Genomic DNA, 14,527 nt, shown 5'->3' on the forward strand with positions numbered 1-14,527 from the left:
TCAGACATACTATGCACAGATATAATCACCCGTCCGTCCTTGTGATTATCGGAAAAGGCCATGCACCGGAGTCGGCAAACCGGTATGCAGTGATGTGACTTTAATCTTTATCAGCAGGCGCATTTCGTATTAAGGGAGCCAGTGTTAGCAACCCTGCCCAGGACGGAAGGACACTATCAGGACTGAACGCCAGTTTGGCGATTAAGGGGGTTAAATCTGCAAGCGGATGACAGTGCCCCAGCTGCTGCTCAGTCACACCACGTCCTGATAAAATCTCCTGCCCGGTAATGTGATGACCGAAAAAAGCCCGTGCACTGGTGTCGGCAGACCGGCACGCAGGAATATGACGTTAATCTGTATCAGCAGGTACATCTCGCATTAGGGAGCAAGTGATAGCAACCCCGCCCAGAACTGAAGGCCAGCATGAGGACAGAACCCCAGTTTGGCGATTAAGGGGGTTAAATCCGGCAGCGTGAGTAAGTGCCCGTGCTGTGTTAAAGAAATATTCCCTAAGGACAATCTTCCGCTCGGCCTTTTGTATAAAGTTGTCACCCCGGGAGCGGGGATCACTTTACCTGCTTAGCCTAAATCTTACGTCAATCGCTATCCGGAATTTTAGCTTAATGGTCCTGAGCAAGTTAAAAGGGCTACCCATAATGACGTCCCCAGATGGTGATAAAGGAGTTAATTCCGCCTTCGGCTTACAGTGCCGCAGCTGCTGCTCAGCAACACCACGCCCTGATTAAATCTCCCGCCTGTCCTTGTGATGACCAAAAATAGTCCGTGCACTGGCGTCGTAAGACCGGCATACAGGAATGAGGCGTTAATCTTTATTAGGTGGCAGGATTCGCATCATGGGAGCAAGGGCCCTAGAACTGTAGACTAACATTAGAAAATCACAGTTTGGCGATAAAGGGGGTTAAATAAGTTAAAAGTCTTCGGTGAGCAAATTGGATAAATTTTCAGAAACCAAACCGTTAATAATAAACTTTTAGAAGAATGATTAAAGGATATTAAGTTTTGTATGCAAAATGACACCAGTGATCTGTTTTCACTAATAATGCCGCGCTACTTTGATTACCTTTGGTAAACAAAAATGTAATTTACGTGATTTTCATCTTATAATGTCAGTATTGAAGTTATAAATTTTGTTTACTTAATGCGTACACAACCTAACTGCGATTTGTATTTATGTCACTGTTTTTACAACACATTAATTATAAAACCAAAATTTGCAGCACAGTGATAAACTCATTAAGTCACAACCTCATTTGTTTACTTAAGGCATACAATAAAAAACCAGATTCTTATGAGACATCTGGTTTAATTATTTTTGCTTGAAGATATTTACTCTACGCGGCCAAACCCGCTGCTACTTCTTGAGCATAGAGAATTTCTATTGCCTCGCCATAGCTACAATTCTCGCGGCTTTGAATTTCCCATAATTTACTCCTGTCAGCACTATCCGTAGTAAAACAAAGCTCCATTTTCCGGTCTACGTATAACCGACAGATCTCTTGGAAGTTTTCGAACCTGACTAACATCTCTGAAAACACCTTTTTGACTGTACGAATATTTTTCATACGTTCATATTCTGCATCTGAAGTAGAAAAATATTTATTAGCCTTCATTGCTTCAATGCTTTCTTTTTCTTGTTTCATGATTATCTTCCAAGGCGAGTTAGCAGTCAGGGCCCGGCCAACAGAAGAAGTAAAATAATCTTCAAACGACTGTGTGATACAGATGCCAGCGCAGTTTGTTTTCCTGAACCTACGCCATGCCGCTTCGAGGAAGGAAGAGAAGAATTGGTTTGATTGATTTCCGGCACCTGATGAATTATCAGGACGAATGTACTCCCATGCTTCATCAAGGATGAACAAGCGACGACGCCCATCTTTTTTGATGAACATTGCATGCTGAGCAGCCTGAATGATAGACATTAATACAACTGTCTGAAGGTGGGGGGTGCCTTTTAGCTCCTCCAGTTCCAAAACAATAAATCTGCTGTCGAAGTTGATTGGAGGCAACGTATCGGTAAACCGGTGCCCATAAATTCCACCTTCGCACCATGCTCCGAGTTGCTCCCCAATATCCTTTATACGTTTGTCTTCATGCTTCTTGCAACGCAGAGCAAAGCCGGTTATTGAACCGGTCCGACCTGATTTTCTGGATTCTTGGTACTCTTCTGCAATAAGCTGAAGCATCACTGATTGTTGATAATCATCGATAAGGCCTTTCTCTGAAGCCATAATTTTTAGCTGATTCAAAACCATTATGGTCTGAGCAACTTTGTCTTTTTCTGCATCGTTTGAAGTTGATTCACCGGTAAATTCAGGTGCTTCGTTAAATACATCGTCGTTAACAGTGATGTCAGTTAGGAAGGCAAAGGGATTTAGGGTGAAGTCAGGGGTTTTACCGAAATCAATAAATTGACTGTTTGTATATTGTTCCGCAATCCCCTGGTAAGAACGGCCCACGTCCACAACAAATACTTGAGCACCGTCAGGATCATCATCTGGGTATTCGTTTTCTAAAAAATGCTTAAATGTTGAGCGATAATGAACGAGGTTATTAGATCGCGGTCCAGCTCCAAGATAGTTATTGATTAGATATGCTGTCCAGAATGACTTCCCTGCACCTGACGTTGCACCAATAACCATGTTATAGCTTGCAGAAGTCTTGAAAATATCAAGTCCCATGAGTTGACCTTCACGAGAAACTAAACTCAGTACTGGTCTATCTGTATTACCTTTCCAGGGCCCAAAGATCGGTGTCATATGAGCCGCTCCGGTGTTGCTCACTACTTCGGAACGGTCAAGGTCGAAAATTGTCTTTGGGTCATTGCACATTGGCAGACATGACATAAATGACGGGAAAACGATAAAGGAATCATCTGCTACTTTGACCCGGCTTTCGAGGTAAAAGGATTTGAGATCGTTAGCTGCTGTCTGCACAGAATTGGCATTACTACCCATAACAGTGAAAGTAAGATACCCTCTTAAAAGCTTTGCGCCATCCTCAAGCTCGCGAGTTACGGCCATGTAGTCATTATCCATATCCCGCAGGCGAGGGCAGAATGTGACAACTGAAGGTATACTTGCCTGTTTATTAGTGATTGCTTTGTAGCGGACGTTTTCTTTTGACAACTTGAGCGGATCGGCAAACTGAACAGTCTGAGTGATCATAAATGGGCTGAAAATTGTCTTACGTCCATGCATCCAGTTAACTACTAACTCATACATACAACCGAAATTGACGTATTCAGGAAACTTTACAACGGAAAGTTGTTTGAAGTAACGATGCTCAGATTCGTCGTCACTTTGTGTGACTGATGAGAAATGATTTTCTGTGACTGTATACTTACGGCCGGGAACGTTAACTTGTTCATTAAGCCTTTTCATAGTGTTAACGTCTATGAAACCTTCAGCCCACCGGGAGTTCTTTCCGGGGTTTACGACCTTATCTATACAATAGAGCCAGTTTTCTGCATCGACCTTAAACGGATGCAATCCAATCGTAATTAACTTACTTACAAGTTCAGAGTAAAGTGAATCGATACGCGAATGTTCCAGCTCGGTAGGAAGGGCAGACTGTAAAGGAATCGATAGCGAGATCCATACCTGAAAATCCCTCAACATAAGGTTATCATGATCAGGTTTTAAAGGCTTATGCATACTTCTGTCGTAGTAGTCCAACTGATAACCATTAAGCAGATCTGCTTTAAGCTTATCGTTCCCAGTCATACGCCCACCTCGCACAGCTGACCAAGCACTAAGCTGTAAAGTCAGGTCTGGCAATGCAGTCAGAGATATTTGACAGACAGTATCTGTAGGGAAATCCATTTTGAACATTTCAGCAAGAACATCTTGCTGATTATCAAAAACTCCAGGGGATGGATTACAGATAAACATAAACCCTAATCTGTTGCCATCAATCAAAAAATAGTGAGTCCCTGCTAATTGATCGTAAACAGGGATAAACCCACCTAATTGATGGCGATTTAAACCGCTATTGTAATTATTGATAGCTTCCATATTTGACCTTACAGTTGTCTAACAATGCCGTTCGAAGAGACAGCTTTAGTTGCTTTTTGTTGCTGCTGCATATTTTCCCGGGCCGCATCCTGTACTTCTAAAGGAACTATGCGAGCTGGGTTTGAGGTCGAATTCTTGCCAGCAATCCATGTTTGCGGTTTTACGTTGACATAAACGTAGCCGGGAAGATTAAGCGCATCGTTATCATCGGTATAAGGTGCAAAAGTAATTCTCATTACTTTCCCCTGTTGCAGAACAGCAAGTGGTTCAGGAGCCACTACAGCTTGTTTATAACCTTGCGAACGGTATTGCTGGATCTGCCCAGGGTTGAGAGTCGGGTTAACGGGCTGGCCATTGTAAAGAGAGTACATATCCTTACCAGGGCTGATATCAGAATTAGGTGCAACGTAGCGTGGGGCATTTCCAGCAGAAACCGGATAGCTTGTTTGTTTAACGACTTCCGCAGCCGGATGAACGAAAGGGTTACCAGTTGAAGAGGCAGTGCTATAACTGCTAGTCATCCTTACGTTTGAATTAACCGGTACACCAGAAATAGGCCGTGGTCCAATGGATGAAGTAGGGGCACCCATTTTTAAAGTTTTATCGTACATGACAGGTAACTGACCAACTGGCTTAATTTCGGTTTTTGAATAAGCCACAGGCTGATTTTTAAGGGTAGTAGACTGTGGATATTTGACTTCCCCTGGAGGGCTAATTTCAGTTGGATAACGGCTGTCATTGACAGCCGATTTCTCCTTTCCCGATTCCGACTCTTCCCCCGCCAGTGCAGACAGATCATCTCGATTATTAGTTAACTCCATAACTTCGCGAGGACCTTTACAGATAACGCCCTTTTCAATGCCTGGACATTCGGATTCGGAACTACCGATGGAGCACCCCGTAAGATATGAGGATGTACCTACAACCAGAGCACTGAGTACCAATCTTTTGATGTTCATAAACTAGCCTTAATTTGTCTCAAATGGATTTTTTAAGAGAGGTTCAACGCTTTGGTTCAACCAGTAGTCGAAATCTTTTGGAATGCCATTACCAGCCAAACCATCCTGTCTGACAACTGAAGGTACACCCTGCAATTTATAAATTCCTGCGAGCATCAATGACGCTACCAAAGGTTCCGCCGGACATTCTTCTGCTTCTTTTTGAGAGAGCAATCTTTTTTCAATGTCGGATTTGCTTCCCATTAGCCAACGAAGAATATCGAGGTTGTTTATTTTTCCTTTTTCTTTACTACACCAGAGCCTTCTAAGCTCTTCTTTTGGCTCACCGGGTGAGGGAACTAAAACAATATCTATCCGATACTTGTCCCGATCTGCATAGAATTTCTTAACAAGTTCCATGCAACCGTCACAATCAAGTGTTATGAAAATGGCTGCTTGTCTTTTAAGCTTTGAATTTCCCAGAGGAATGGACGCTACAGTTTCCAGAGGGAAGGGGGCCTCATCAAGACTAATAAAATAGGAATTCCTGATTTCTTCTACAGTCAGAACAGGTTTACGTTTAATTACATCAACAAGGCTTCCCCCAGTAAGGGAGTATCGGCCATCGGTCGTTACTGCCATTAGCTGCGAACGTTCGTCCTGAAAGAGGTATAGCCCACCAGAAGGAATGTATATGGCATCCTTAGGTTTATATCCTTTCATTTTTGATAACACACCCGAGATCTGACTGGGTGAAACGCCACCTTCCTTTGCCTTTGCCATTAACGCAGCAGCATCACTATTAGTTAGGACCTGCTCTGAAGCATAAGTGACCGTATTCGCCATAATGGCGAAAGCCGCCATTAAAGGGAAAAGTAACTTTTTCACTATTGGGTGCCCTCTACTTCTTTGCATTATAAGAACTTGATTGTACCGCTTCAGAGCTATCTTCAAGTTCCATATAAGTGACGATTTCAACACTATCCGGTACAGTAACGGCAAGCGTTGCATCAATAATTAAATAGCCACGGTCACGGTAGATCTTCATTAATGTTCTGAAATATTCTTCGAATTGAGATCTATCATTGTCAGCAGTACGGCCTCCGTGATGCTTGAAAAATTCCTTACGTAATTCAGGCATGTCAAGCACTGCAATCTTGTACGAAGGCTGGGATTGTTTATTGAAGTAATCGTAAACATTCATAAAGCCTTTATAACCATAAATAATGACCAATACGGCAAAGGCGAAGAAAAATAAATACTTCAATATTTTTTCAATATCAATTTCGAAGGTAATTTTTTTTGTTGTCCTTTCTCGCACCATTTTTTTAGTGATTTCAGGTCCAGCTGATTCAGGCGATTCTTTTTTTTCTAAACTATCCATTTAAACCTCAGCGACTGGTCAGATTCGTTGGAATTGTAGTTCCGGTCTGAACGACAAATGTAATAGCTCGGCCAGGGCTAATTTCTACGATTGGCCACTGTTGTTCTGCAATTGCGGTGTAGTAATCGACGAGTCGATTAAGACCACCTTGAGCTGCACCAGCCCCGGCTAATGCCCCAAGTGCACCAAAATTAGGGGACTGATACTGAGCCTGTGAATTAGGGTCGATGTTAAGTGAAGATACCTTACTGGGACTTAAGCTACCGGCAAGTGAAGAAAGTCCACCGGCAAATGCAGCTCCTGCAATTGCGTTACCATTTCGGCTGATAAGCGTGCCTCGGATCCCATTTTTTCCGTCATTTTCACTTACAGCATATGCTTCCAGTTTTACGTCAAAAGCTTTCCCTTTTGAATTAACACAAGAGATAGAAGTGGCACGTATGTAAGCACGCTGTGACGCCAGATCACCAACAGCTGAACCCAGAAGGTTACAGTCACGCAAATCCATGGTGAAATTATTGGGCATGATGACATCTTTTTTAATACGCATCGTTACTGGCATTGGTTCTGATTTGGAAGAAAGGCTTGTAGGCGCTTCAAGCCCGGTAATCAGAACACCAGTGATAATAGATGTTGCCGGAAGAAACATTTCATCTTTTCGGGCAGCATGCCGCGCTTTGCTATCAACTGGCGCAGTACCATCACCTCGTACAGTCCGAGTTGGCGCTTTATCTCCTGCAATGACCTCTCTGCCTTCCTTGATTCTGTTTTCAGACACGGGCATAACCTGAATGACACCATCGGTACCATTAGTCTTAATGGAACTTTGTGTGATTGTTCTCATTGGGCTATTACGCGTAGGTGTGATAGAAGCGTAATTAGGGTTTACGCCATTAATCGGCGCATTAGCATTAAGCTGATAAGGAGCTGCCGGTGCCTGCTCATTAATCGTTTTACGCGAACTACCAGCATCCAAGTTACGATTGCCGTTTCGATTTGTCTGCATATCATTAATTTGCTGAGACAGCTGCTGAAGTTGAGAAGTTAAACTTGCAACTTGGGCTTTAGTTTCCTGTTGGGCTTTTTCTGCTTTTTCGCGGTCCTCTTTCGCCGCATTTTGGTCAAGTCGGTTTTGCTTAACCATTTCTTTATATACTTTCTGGCTTTCTTCATTACTCAATTTGTTCATTTGCGAATCATCTAACAACAAATTGGTCTGCATGTCTTTTTTCTGTGTTTTCTTTTCTTTCTTAACTGGTGTGGAAAAAATAGACTGGCTAATAATATAAACAATCACTACCAGCAGAGCGCCAATAACAGAAAGTCTGACGGTCTTATTTTCCCAGGCCTTTTTAATGTCCATGATTAGCTCCACTTGTAGGTTTCTGGAATCGTTTAATTTTTAGATTTCGTTCGCTGTCAGACATCTGAGGAACGATATAGGGTTCACCTGCTCTGGCCCAGTTTTCACGAACAGATGGATGATTCATTTCAGCTTTATCTATCTGGCTCGTTCTAGATATTTCATGTTTGTAATTAGGTTCCAAAACGTTACTTTTGTGATAGTCAAAAGCATTCTCCTCATTAATATTGCCCTCTCCTACAAATTTATCAATAAGAGTTGGATCGTTCATTATTACTGTCTGAACGGGAAAAGCGTTACTGCCATCTTCGATACTAATGGGTGCGTCCGGAACGATTAATACACTCCTTTTTGGTATATATTCTGACCTGTAGTAAAAGCTGGTTAAAGCAAATACGACAAAACCAATCACGGTGGCCCCAAGCAGATCAGGCAAAGTAACTTTTCCCATATTATTTTCTGATTAGACTTGGTCTGGTTGTAACCCGGGCCTCGCGTTCCTTGAACAATTTATCCCGGACTATGTAAAGCTCTGTTTCTTCTCCCGGTTGCAGGTATGCTTTATCAAATAAAGCACTTGCAATAACGCCTTCTGCCATACACTGCTGATCAGCAACGATTTGACCGTATGGTTTATCGTTTTTCACAAGAATTACATCAATAAGTTCACGTGAGCCAACCAGTCTCTGACCGAGCTTTGCATACATATTAAAGTTACATGGTGACTGCTCTGGCGCAGGAATACGAGAAAGTCGGTCCTGTTGTAAACTGAATCCTGAAGGGACCTCACCAAGAGCCACAGGAGTCAATAAATCAATGATTCTTTGTTTATGATCGTCTTGTTTTGGATCCGTTGGAGCCAGTTCTTCTGACTGGGAGCGGGCCAACATTTCCTCATAGTTTTGCTTATCCAATGAGGTTTCACGTTTGGCTTGCATAGATGGGCTTAAAGATGTAGTAACTGAAATCATCGCACCGGGAACATCAAGCGGTACCAGGGTCAGGTTATAGGTCGATTCAGGTACCTGATCTTCAGACAACATAATCCCGATTGGTTTATCGGTATTAGTTGAAATAAAGACATCGCCACCATTAACAAATATGCTTGCCTCTTCAGCAGGGGTAGAAGTACTGACAGAAGCATTCTTGAAGCTGGTCGATATTCTGTTTTGAAGTCCTCGTGAAACTGGCAGTACCACATTCCCACCAGGCGGCACATTTACACGCTGAACTTCTTTATATCGGTTACGAGCTTCGACATAAAGTTCATCGGCTTTTGACGTGGCGGTCGCATTGGTTGCATTCTGCTGGGAAGAGGTACCTGTTGGTCTCCCATAGCTATCAATTGCACCAGATCGGGTCTGTGCGTCAAATCCGGGGAGACTAGGATTATTTGATAATGCTCCAGTAATAGCGCTTACCGCAGGCGAAGCATTGCTGGCTGGGGAAAGTTGCACGGTAGGGAGATCAGTTGTAGGTTTTTGTCCCTGCGCATTACCGGCTTCACTAAGGTTTGTTTGTGCACCTGACTGTTCAGAACCAGCTTGACCCGGAATAATGGCTTTTGCAGCTCCATTCTGAAATCCGTCAGCACCAACTGGCATTACAACCGGGTTATTAATTGTTGCTGGCAATTGGTATTCTTCAGCGATTACGCAGTTCGAAGTCGTGAGCATGATCAATGCTGTAATTGCGTTGAAGCCTAAGCCCTTTTTTTTAATCATCACTTGTTACCTGTAGACGGTGGCGGATTATCCAGCGTTGCCAGTTGCTCTTTGCCGTTTATCGTAATTTTTTTAATATTCGGTGTTCCGGAATATTGATTTACATATGCAATTCTTGGGCGACCATTTTTCATCCCGAGAACCCATTCATAAGTCCATTTCGATGATTCAGTTTTGTCCGGAACATTTACAAGTCGAGTCGTTTTGGTACCCCAGACATAGACCATGTCATTTTTTGGATCAAAGTAAATATCATTAGGCTTAAAGGTCTGCTCAACACCACGAGCCTGCATGATATTTATCTGCTCCTGTAAAGACTCACTCGTTTTAGCCTGTAGTTCAGGTGAAAGGGCATCGAGGACATAGGCCGTCACAAAGGAAATATTAGTTGGATTAATATTCCCTAAAAGGGTACTAAAAAAGAGAGCCCATTGTGTTTTATAAGATTCCGATGCTTTGTTACCAACAACCGTGATCTCTTCATTCATGTTTGGAGGGGTAACAATCGTCACTGGGTCAGTGAAAAAAAGAATCTTTGCAACCAATAACCCAATGACGGCTATTGAAACAGTATTAATGCGGATAAGTTTTGTATCACGATTAATCAGGGCGCTGTATGTAATTCCAGCACCTGACGCTTCAGCTTGTGGGCTAAATCGTTTTTTAATGTCCAAAAAACGTCCCTTAGCACTTTCATCTTTCTTTACGTATGACTGTTCAAGATCACCGTTTTCATCCTTTTTAGATTTTTTGAAAAAAGGGATGTTAATGCCACTTAGCATTTTCATTCATAGCTCCATCAAGAATACAAATCTCTGATAAATGGATCGTTGAAATAACGGCTACTAAAAACTGCTTTACCTGGCAAAAAACCGAGCCACCAGAGTTTGTGTTTTAGCAATCCTCTTATTCCTGACTCAGCTGCTTTGTTATACGCAATCCAATACACAACCGCTGCTACAACAGAAAACCCGAAGCATTCGAAGATATTCCCAAATGCAACCAGAATGAATGCAAGCCCTAATTTTTTGGCATCCCAAAACAAAATCAGTAGAGGCATGTTGATCCTGAAAGGGAATCTATAGGTATGCTGAGGAACGTCGTTCTGCTTACTCATTAAAAATCCAGAGAGGGGGATGAACCCCCTCATGCATGATTAACAATAAATTACAGCGGTACGCCAGCATCCATAAAGGTGCTGATAATTTTCTCGCCGTTGGCCATTACCAGCATCATGAATAATGAAACCAGTGCCAGGCCCGGGTTAGGCTTAAGGACAGAGAAATATACGCTTGAGATCAACATCGCGGCTGCCAGAATTTTGCCCGGAGCTCCAGTCATACTTTCACTCATGTATGACCAAATATCTCCCAGTGCCCCATCATCTGAACCCGCATATGCCAGACCGCAAAAAAGCACGGTCAGCAGAACAAACAAAATCACTTTTGCGCTTTTTGTTTTAAAAAGTGCAGCCGTGTTAGATTTCTTTTCACTAAGGCCAATATTTAAAGAAAGTTCCATAATTACTCCGTGTAGATTTGAGTTCACGTAAACGCGAATGAATAATACTTTTTTATTCCGATCCTTCCGTTCGCATAAACCCCCTTTTTTTAACGTTTAGCGATTGGTGAATTTTTAAGCAAAGGGCCTAAAGCATAATCTTTGAAAGGTACCAGTGAACGCTTAGTAAAAGTTTGAAAGAGGGGAGGGGGTAAGATTACGTTAAGCTCAATCCTGAAGCTGATGAGACTCCTCAAGCATAAAAGTCACTTTTGATGGTTTGAAAAGCTCTAACTAGATATCGGGCAGGTAACTAAGCTTCATATCTAATCTTTTTTGTTCCCTTATTATCTATCTCTTGATTCTGAGAAGGCCGCATATCACTGTGCTCCCTGGTTCGGCAACTATCAGTTGGAGAAACTACATACAATCCTCGGGCCGGTGCGTCATTCATCTAAATGCCTTTTACACCTCTGGGCGTGAGTGGGACTTTGTCTTGTCCATACGAACATCATTCATTCGAATGCTTTTGGCCAATGCTATTTAAGCAAATGCTTTCTGGCTGAGTCCTTTTGCGAATGAGTCTTTGATATAACTGCATGAATTTTGGGTTGTTTGGTGTACTAACAAAACAAAGGCATTTCTTTGAATGCCATTGGAGTTGTGATGCTTCTGATATTTTTTTGATCTCATATCAAGCACATAGTCCTTCTGATGCCCAATGTCATAGATGTCTTGGACCATTCTCGCTCTTAACAAAGCTGAACTGTGTGTCATTCGACCTAATGCCATTCACCAAAATGCCTTTTTATACCACTGCATAGCTATGCTCGGGATACAGTGGCAAACAAAAGCATTTCAATGAATGAATTTTTGGGATACCGACATCAAAAGCATTTGTATGAATGTAAGAGGCGTAATCCACAAAAGGCATTCACGTGAATAGAGTGCGCACGAAACCATCTTGCTCAACGGCATTTAATGAATGGGCTAGCATGTACGCTTGAGTCAGAAAGGCATACAGATGAATAGTCAGGAGTTCGTTTGAAAAGTTACTTTTTTGCACATTAAGCCGAGATGTAAGACCAGTAGTAAAAGAAGCACTAAGCATAGCACTGATAAATAACTTATTTTTCAGCAGGTTATAACCAGTGCATACCAGATAGCTTTCAACCTTGTTTGGCAAGGGCCAGCTTAGGGCTTCTTTTGAAGATCTGAAATTGTATGTCGCGACCTTTCTTAACTTCTTGATAATCGAGATATCCGATAGATTCAAGTTCCCGCATTGCTTTACGAATTATCTGGTTTTGCGTACGAATAGGGGTTGTAAGAAGCAACCTTTCCCTCAACCGTTTCATATTAACGAACAACGTACCAGCTGGCATTGCTTCAAAATAAATATAGAGAGATTGCGCAGCTTCTTTTTTAGCCAAAATGTATAGAACCTGAAGGCTTAACAATGTCTTATGGTCGTAACGATACAGTTCCCACATAGAAGGATCCCCAACCAGCTCAACAGTATCGCTTTTTGGATCAATCATAGCCTTCTGCACCAGATGCGTTACTGTGAACCGACCACTACGAGAGTCTGAGAAGGCAAGCACTACCGATGCAAGGTTCATTAATGACTCTTTAAAGCGCGCACGAGTTCGTTTGTTGATGTTTGTTGAACTGATACCACACATCTTCGCAAACTCGTTAAAAGTCAGGCTAATCTTCTCGGAAGTAAAACCATATTTACTGAAAGCCATGATGATCCCGAGCCAGCACTTAAAGTCGGTAGACATAGATAGTTTGACACCAGTTATCTTGATGTCGTCATAACCCTCCGATCTTGCAATTTCCATACACGAAAGCTCATCAGAGGCATCAACTTCAAAGTTTCGGTCGCGGTTTTCTTTTGTGCCGACAGGGGTAAATACACTCAATCTCAGCAGGGCCACGGGCTGAACCGACTTGGACGAGTTAGGCGTCAGTTGATAAGTCTTACCTGATTCATTACTGGTTACGTCAAAAGGATGGATTAACTCGTTGTTTTTAATCATTAACTTAACTCGTCGGTGATAAGATTTTCATTTGGCAAACTGTTTATAACATATTCTTGCAAATGCTTTTTACGCATTTACCTAAATGCCATAAGCATTCCAGTAAATGCCTTCCTTATTCATTCAAATGCTTTTCGCATGCATCCGAATGCCGGATCCTTTCATAAAGTTACTATAATCAATGAGTTAAAGATGCCGTGATCTTTACTTGAACTCTATTGATCTTTAGTGATCTAAAGAATTGATCTAACCTGTTGAAAACAATGATAAGTCCATATAAAACAAGGAATAGCGCTCCTTTATCAATATCTACAGATCGCAAACGGAAATGAAAGTGGGTTTACTATCATTGTTTTATTCAAGACAGTTTTTATTTTAATTTTATTAAGCAAATTTTTTGAGTTTACCTTTTAGATGTATCAGCCCTATTTGGCAAATTTGAGGTTCATGTATCATGTAGTAAACAGGAGGAAGATATGAACAACAGCAAACATACAGTCATTGAAGTGGATACTAATCTAGTTGAAATTGAAAAGGGATTTAATCCCCGAGAGGCGGTAATCGGAGATTTGTGTTACGAACAAGAACCTGTCAAATCGATGATTGTGTCAATCAAACAAGCCTTTAAGGAAGGAAGGCAGGTTGATATGATCAAGGTCGTAAAAAGAAAAGGTAAATATTTAGTTCGTCAAGGTCATACTCGTTTTCATGGCTTAAAATTAGCAATTTCTGAAGGTGCTAATATTCCAAAATTATCTGTTATCTTAATCGATTATAAAAACGAAATTGAAGAATACCTTGAGAACCTCGATGGTAACAGAAGCAATGGGCTAAATCCGGTTGGGCAAGCTCATGCATTAGCTCATGCTGTTAGTCTCGGGTATTCGGTTGAAGAACTAGCAATGCGATATCAACGATCAACTACCGCAATTCGTAATATGCTAAAAATCCTTGATATGCCATTAGAGCTTCAACGTTTGATTAGCCTAAATCTAATCAAAAAAACGCTCGCCATTGAAATAATGTTAAAATATTCCAACGATCACAAAATGGTTTTAAAACATATAGAAGGTTTCTTACCTGGCGTTAAGAATATTGAGACTACAACGAGCAAAATTGTAGGCATACCTGAACACAATGCAGCTGGAGCAGGACCAGACACCTTAAATAAAGGCGGACCAGAAAAGAAAAATTCGGCAGTCACACGTAAGACTTTGGGTATTAAGCGCCTCTCGCATAAGAAAACAGAACGGCTAAAATCTGAATTTCTTGAGCTTGTGGAAAGTACACATACGGAATCTATAACGAATACTCAAACAGAACTAAAATTTGGTAGAGATAGTGCACACTTGTTCAAAAATGTTGATAGTAAAAATGTAATATTTTCTGATGATGGTGTTCAAATAATCTTGAATGATGAAAAGCTAAATATTTTATTGTCTTTACTTAACGACGAAAATACAGCAATCATTCTTTCTAAACCAAAATTAGAAGAGCTTCTGGAAATTCGAGATCTCCTTAAGGAATAAAAACCCGAGG

Annotated in this window: 12 protein-coding genes; 1 reads left to right on the plus strand and 11 read right to left on the minus strand. The window is 41.6% G+C overall.

Annotation, left to right across the window (positions count from 1 at the left end):
* Nucleotides 1–1,352: 1,352 nt before the first annotated feature.
* The 11 genes from QMN38_RS21900 to QMN38_RS21950 form a co-directional block, all read right to left on the minus strand.
* Nucleotides 1,353–4,034 carry a TraC family protein gene (locus QMN38_RS21900; protein WP_000387412.1) on the minus strand — a complete coding sequence of 894 codons (2,682 nt, stop codon included), beginning with the start codon at nt 4,032–4,034 and terminating at the stop codon, nt 1,353–1,355.
* 8 nt (nt 4,035–4,042) lie between these two features.
* Nucleotides 4,043–4,993: an IncHI-type conjugal transfer lipoprotein TrhV gene (trhV, locus tag QMN38_RS21905; protein WP_001022588.1), complete on the minus strand. Its 951-nt coding sequence runs from the start codon at nt 4,991–4,993 to the stop codon at nt 4,043–4,045.
* Nucleotides 4,994–5,002: 9 nt separating this feature from the next.
* Nucleotides 5,003–5,755: a protein-disulfide isomerase HtdT gene (gene htdT / locus QMN38_RS21910; RefSeq protein ID WP_182911723.1), complete on the minus strand. Its 753-nt coding sequence runs from the start codon at nt 5,753–5,755 to the stop codon at nt 5,003–5,005.
* A gap of 118 nt (nt 5,756–5,873) precedes the next feature.
* Nucleotides 5,874–6,356, minus strand: coding sequence for a hypothetical protein (locus QMN38_RS21915; RefSeq protein ID WP_000377632.1), 483 nt, complete (start codon nt 6,354–6,356; stop codon nt 5,874–5,876).
* Nucleotides 6,357–6,363: 7 nt separating this feature from the next.
* Nucleotides 6,364–7,719 (minus strand): IncHI-type conjugal transfer protein TrhB, encoded by a 1,356-nt coding sequence (gene trhB / locus QMN38_RS21920; protein ID WP_000351841.1) that lies wholly within the window; start codon nt 7,717–7,719, stop codon nt 6,364–6,366.
* Nucleotides 7,709–8,170: a plasmid transfer protein HtdO gene (htdO, locus tag QMN38_RS21925; protein WP_021242895.1), complete on the minus strand. Its 462-nt coding sequence runs from the start codon at nt 8,168–8,170 to the stop codon at nt 7,709–7,711. Before htdO ends, trhB begins: the two co-directional genes overlap by 11 nt.
* Nucleotide 8,171: 1 nt before the next feature.
* On the minus strand, nt 8,172–9,443 hold the full coding sequence (locus QMN38_RS21930) for a TraK domain-containing protein (protein ID WP_000592092.1): 1,272 nt from the start codon (nt 9,441–9,443) through the stop codon (nt 8,172–8,174).
* On the minus strand, nt 9,443–10,231 hold the full coding sequence (locus QMN38_RS21935) for a TraE/TraK family type IV conjugative transfer system protein (RefSeq protein ID WP_000783153.1): 789 nt from the start codon (nt 10,229–10,231) through the stop codon (nt 9,443–9,445). The genes QMN38_RS21930 and QMN38_RS21935 overlap by 1 nt, the downstream gene beginning before the upstream one ends.
* A gap of 11 nt (nt 10,232–10,242) precedes the next feature.
* Nucleotides 10,243–10,593 (minus strand): type IV conjugative transfer system protein TraL, encoded by a 351-nt coding sequence (locus tag QMN38_RS21940; RefSeq protein WP_001447770.1) that lies wholly within the window; start codon nt 10,591–10,593, stop codon nt 10,243–10,245.
* 17 nt (nt 10,594–10,610) lie between these two features.
* A complete protein-coding gene (locus QMN38_RS21945; RefSeq protein ID WP_000423602.1) occupies nt 10,611–10,964 on the minus strand; it encodes a hypothetical protein in 354 nt (117 codons plus the stop codon).
* A 1,148-nt stretch (nt 10,965–12,112) separates the two neighbouring features.
* The gene (locus QMN38_RS21950) at nt 12,113–12,988 is read right to left on the minus strand and encodes a RepB family plasmid replication initiator protein (RefSeq protein ID WP_000594611.1); all 876 of its coding nucleotides are present in this window, start codon (nt 12,986–12,988) and stop codon (nt 12,113–12,115) included.
* 476 nt (nt 12,989–13,464) lie between these two features.
* On the opposite strand from QMN38_RS21950, the gene QMN38_RS21955 reads away from it, so the two are divergent.
* Nucleotides 13,465–14,517: a hypothetical protein gene (locus QMN38_RS21955; RefSeq protein ID WP_001065778.1), complete on the plus strand. Its 1,053-nt coding sequence runs from the start codon at nt 13,465–13,467 to the stop codon at nt 14,515–14,517.
* The last annotated feature ends 10 nt before the right edge of the window (nt 14,518–14,527 follow it).

This window comes from Citrobacter sp. R-1.5.2 (assembly GCF_035064245.1).
Classification (GTDB): domain Bacteria; phylum Pseudomonadota; class Gammaproteobacteria; order Enterobacterales; family Enterobacteriaceae; genus Citrobacter.

Coding starts and splice junctions, on each gene's coding strand:
- QMN38_RS21915 (WP_000377632.1), bottom strand. CDS start 6,356: ATGGATAGTTTAGAAAAAAAAGAATCGCCTGAATCAGCTGGACCTGAA.
- QMN38_RS21950 (WP_000594611.1), bottom strand. CDS start 12,988: ATGATTAAAAACAACGAGTTAATCCATCCTTTTGACGTAACCAGTAAT.
- trhB (WP_000351841.1), bottom strand. CDS start 7,719: ATGGACATTAAAAAGGCCTGGGAAAATAAGACCGTCAGACTTTCTGTT.
- QMN38_RS21955 (WP_001065778.1), top strand. CDS start 13,465: ATGAACAACAGCAAACATACAGTCATTGAAGTGGATACTAATCTAGTT.
- trhV (WP_001022588.1), bottom strand. CDS start 4,993: ATGAACATCAAAAGATTGGTACTCAGTGCTCTGGTTGTAGGTACATCC.
- QMN38_RS21900 (WP_000387412.1), bottom strand. CDS start 4,034: ATGGAAGCTATCAATAATTACAATAGCGGTTTAAATCGCCATCAATTA.
- QMN38_RS21930 (WP_000592092.1), bottom strand. CDS start 9,443: ATGATTAAAAAAAAGGGCTTAGGCTTCAACGCAATTACAGCATTGATC.
- htdO (WP_021242895.1), bottom strand. CDS start 8,170: ATGGGAAAAGTTACTTTGCCTGATCTGCTTGGGGCCACCGTGATTGGT.
- QMN38_RS21935 (WP_000783153.1), bottom strand. CDS start 10,231: ATGAAAATGCTAAGTGGCATTAACATCCCTTTTTTCAAAAAATCTAAA.
- QMN38_RS21945 (WP_000423602.1), bottom strand. CDS start 10,964: ATGGAACTTTCTTTAAATATTGGCCTTAGTGAAAAGAAATCTAACACG.
- QMN38_RS21940 (WP_001447770.1), bottom strand. CDS start 10,593: ATGAGGGGGTTCATCCCCCTCTCTGGATTTTTAATGAGTAAGCAGAAC.
- htdT (WP_182911723.1), bottom strand. CDS start 5,755: ATGGCAAAGGCAAAGGAAGGTGGCGTTTCACCCAGTCAGATCTCGGGT.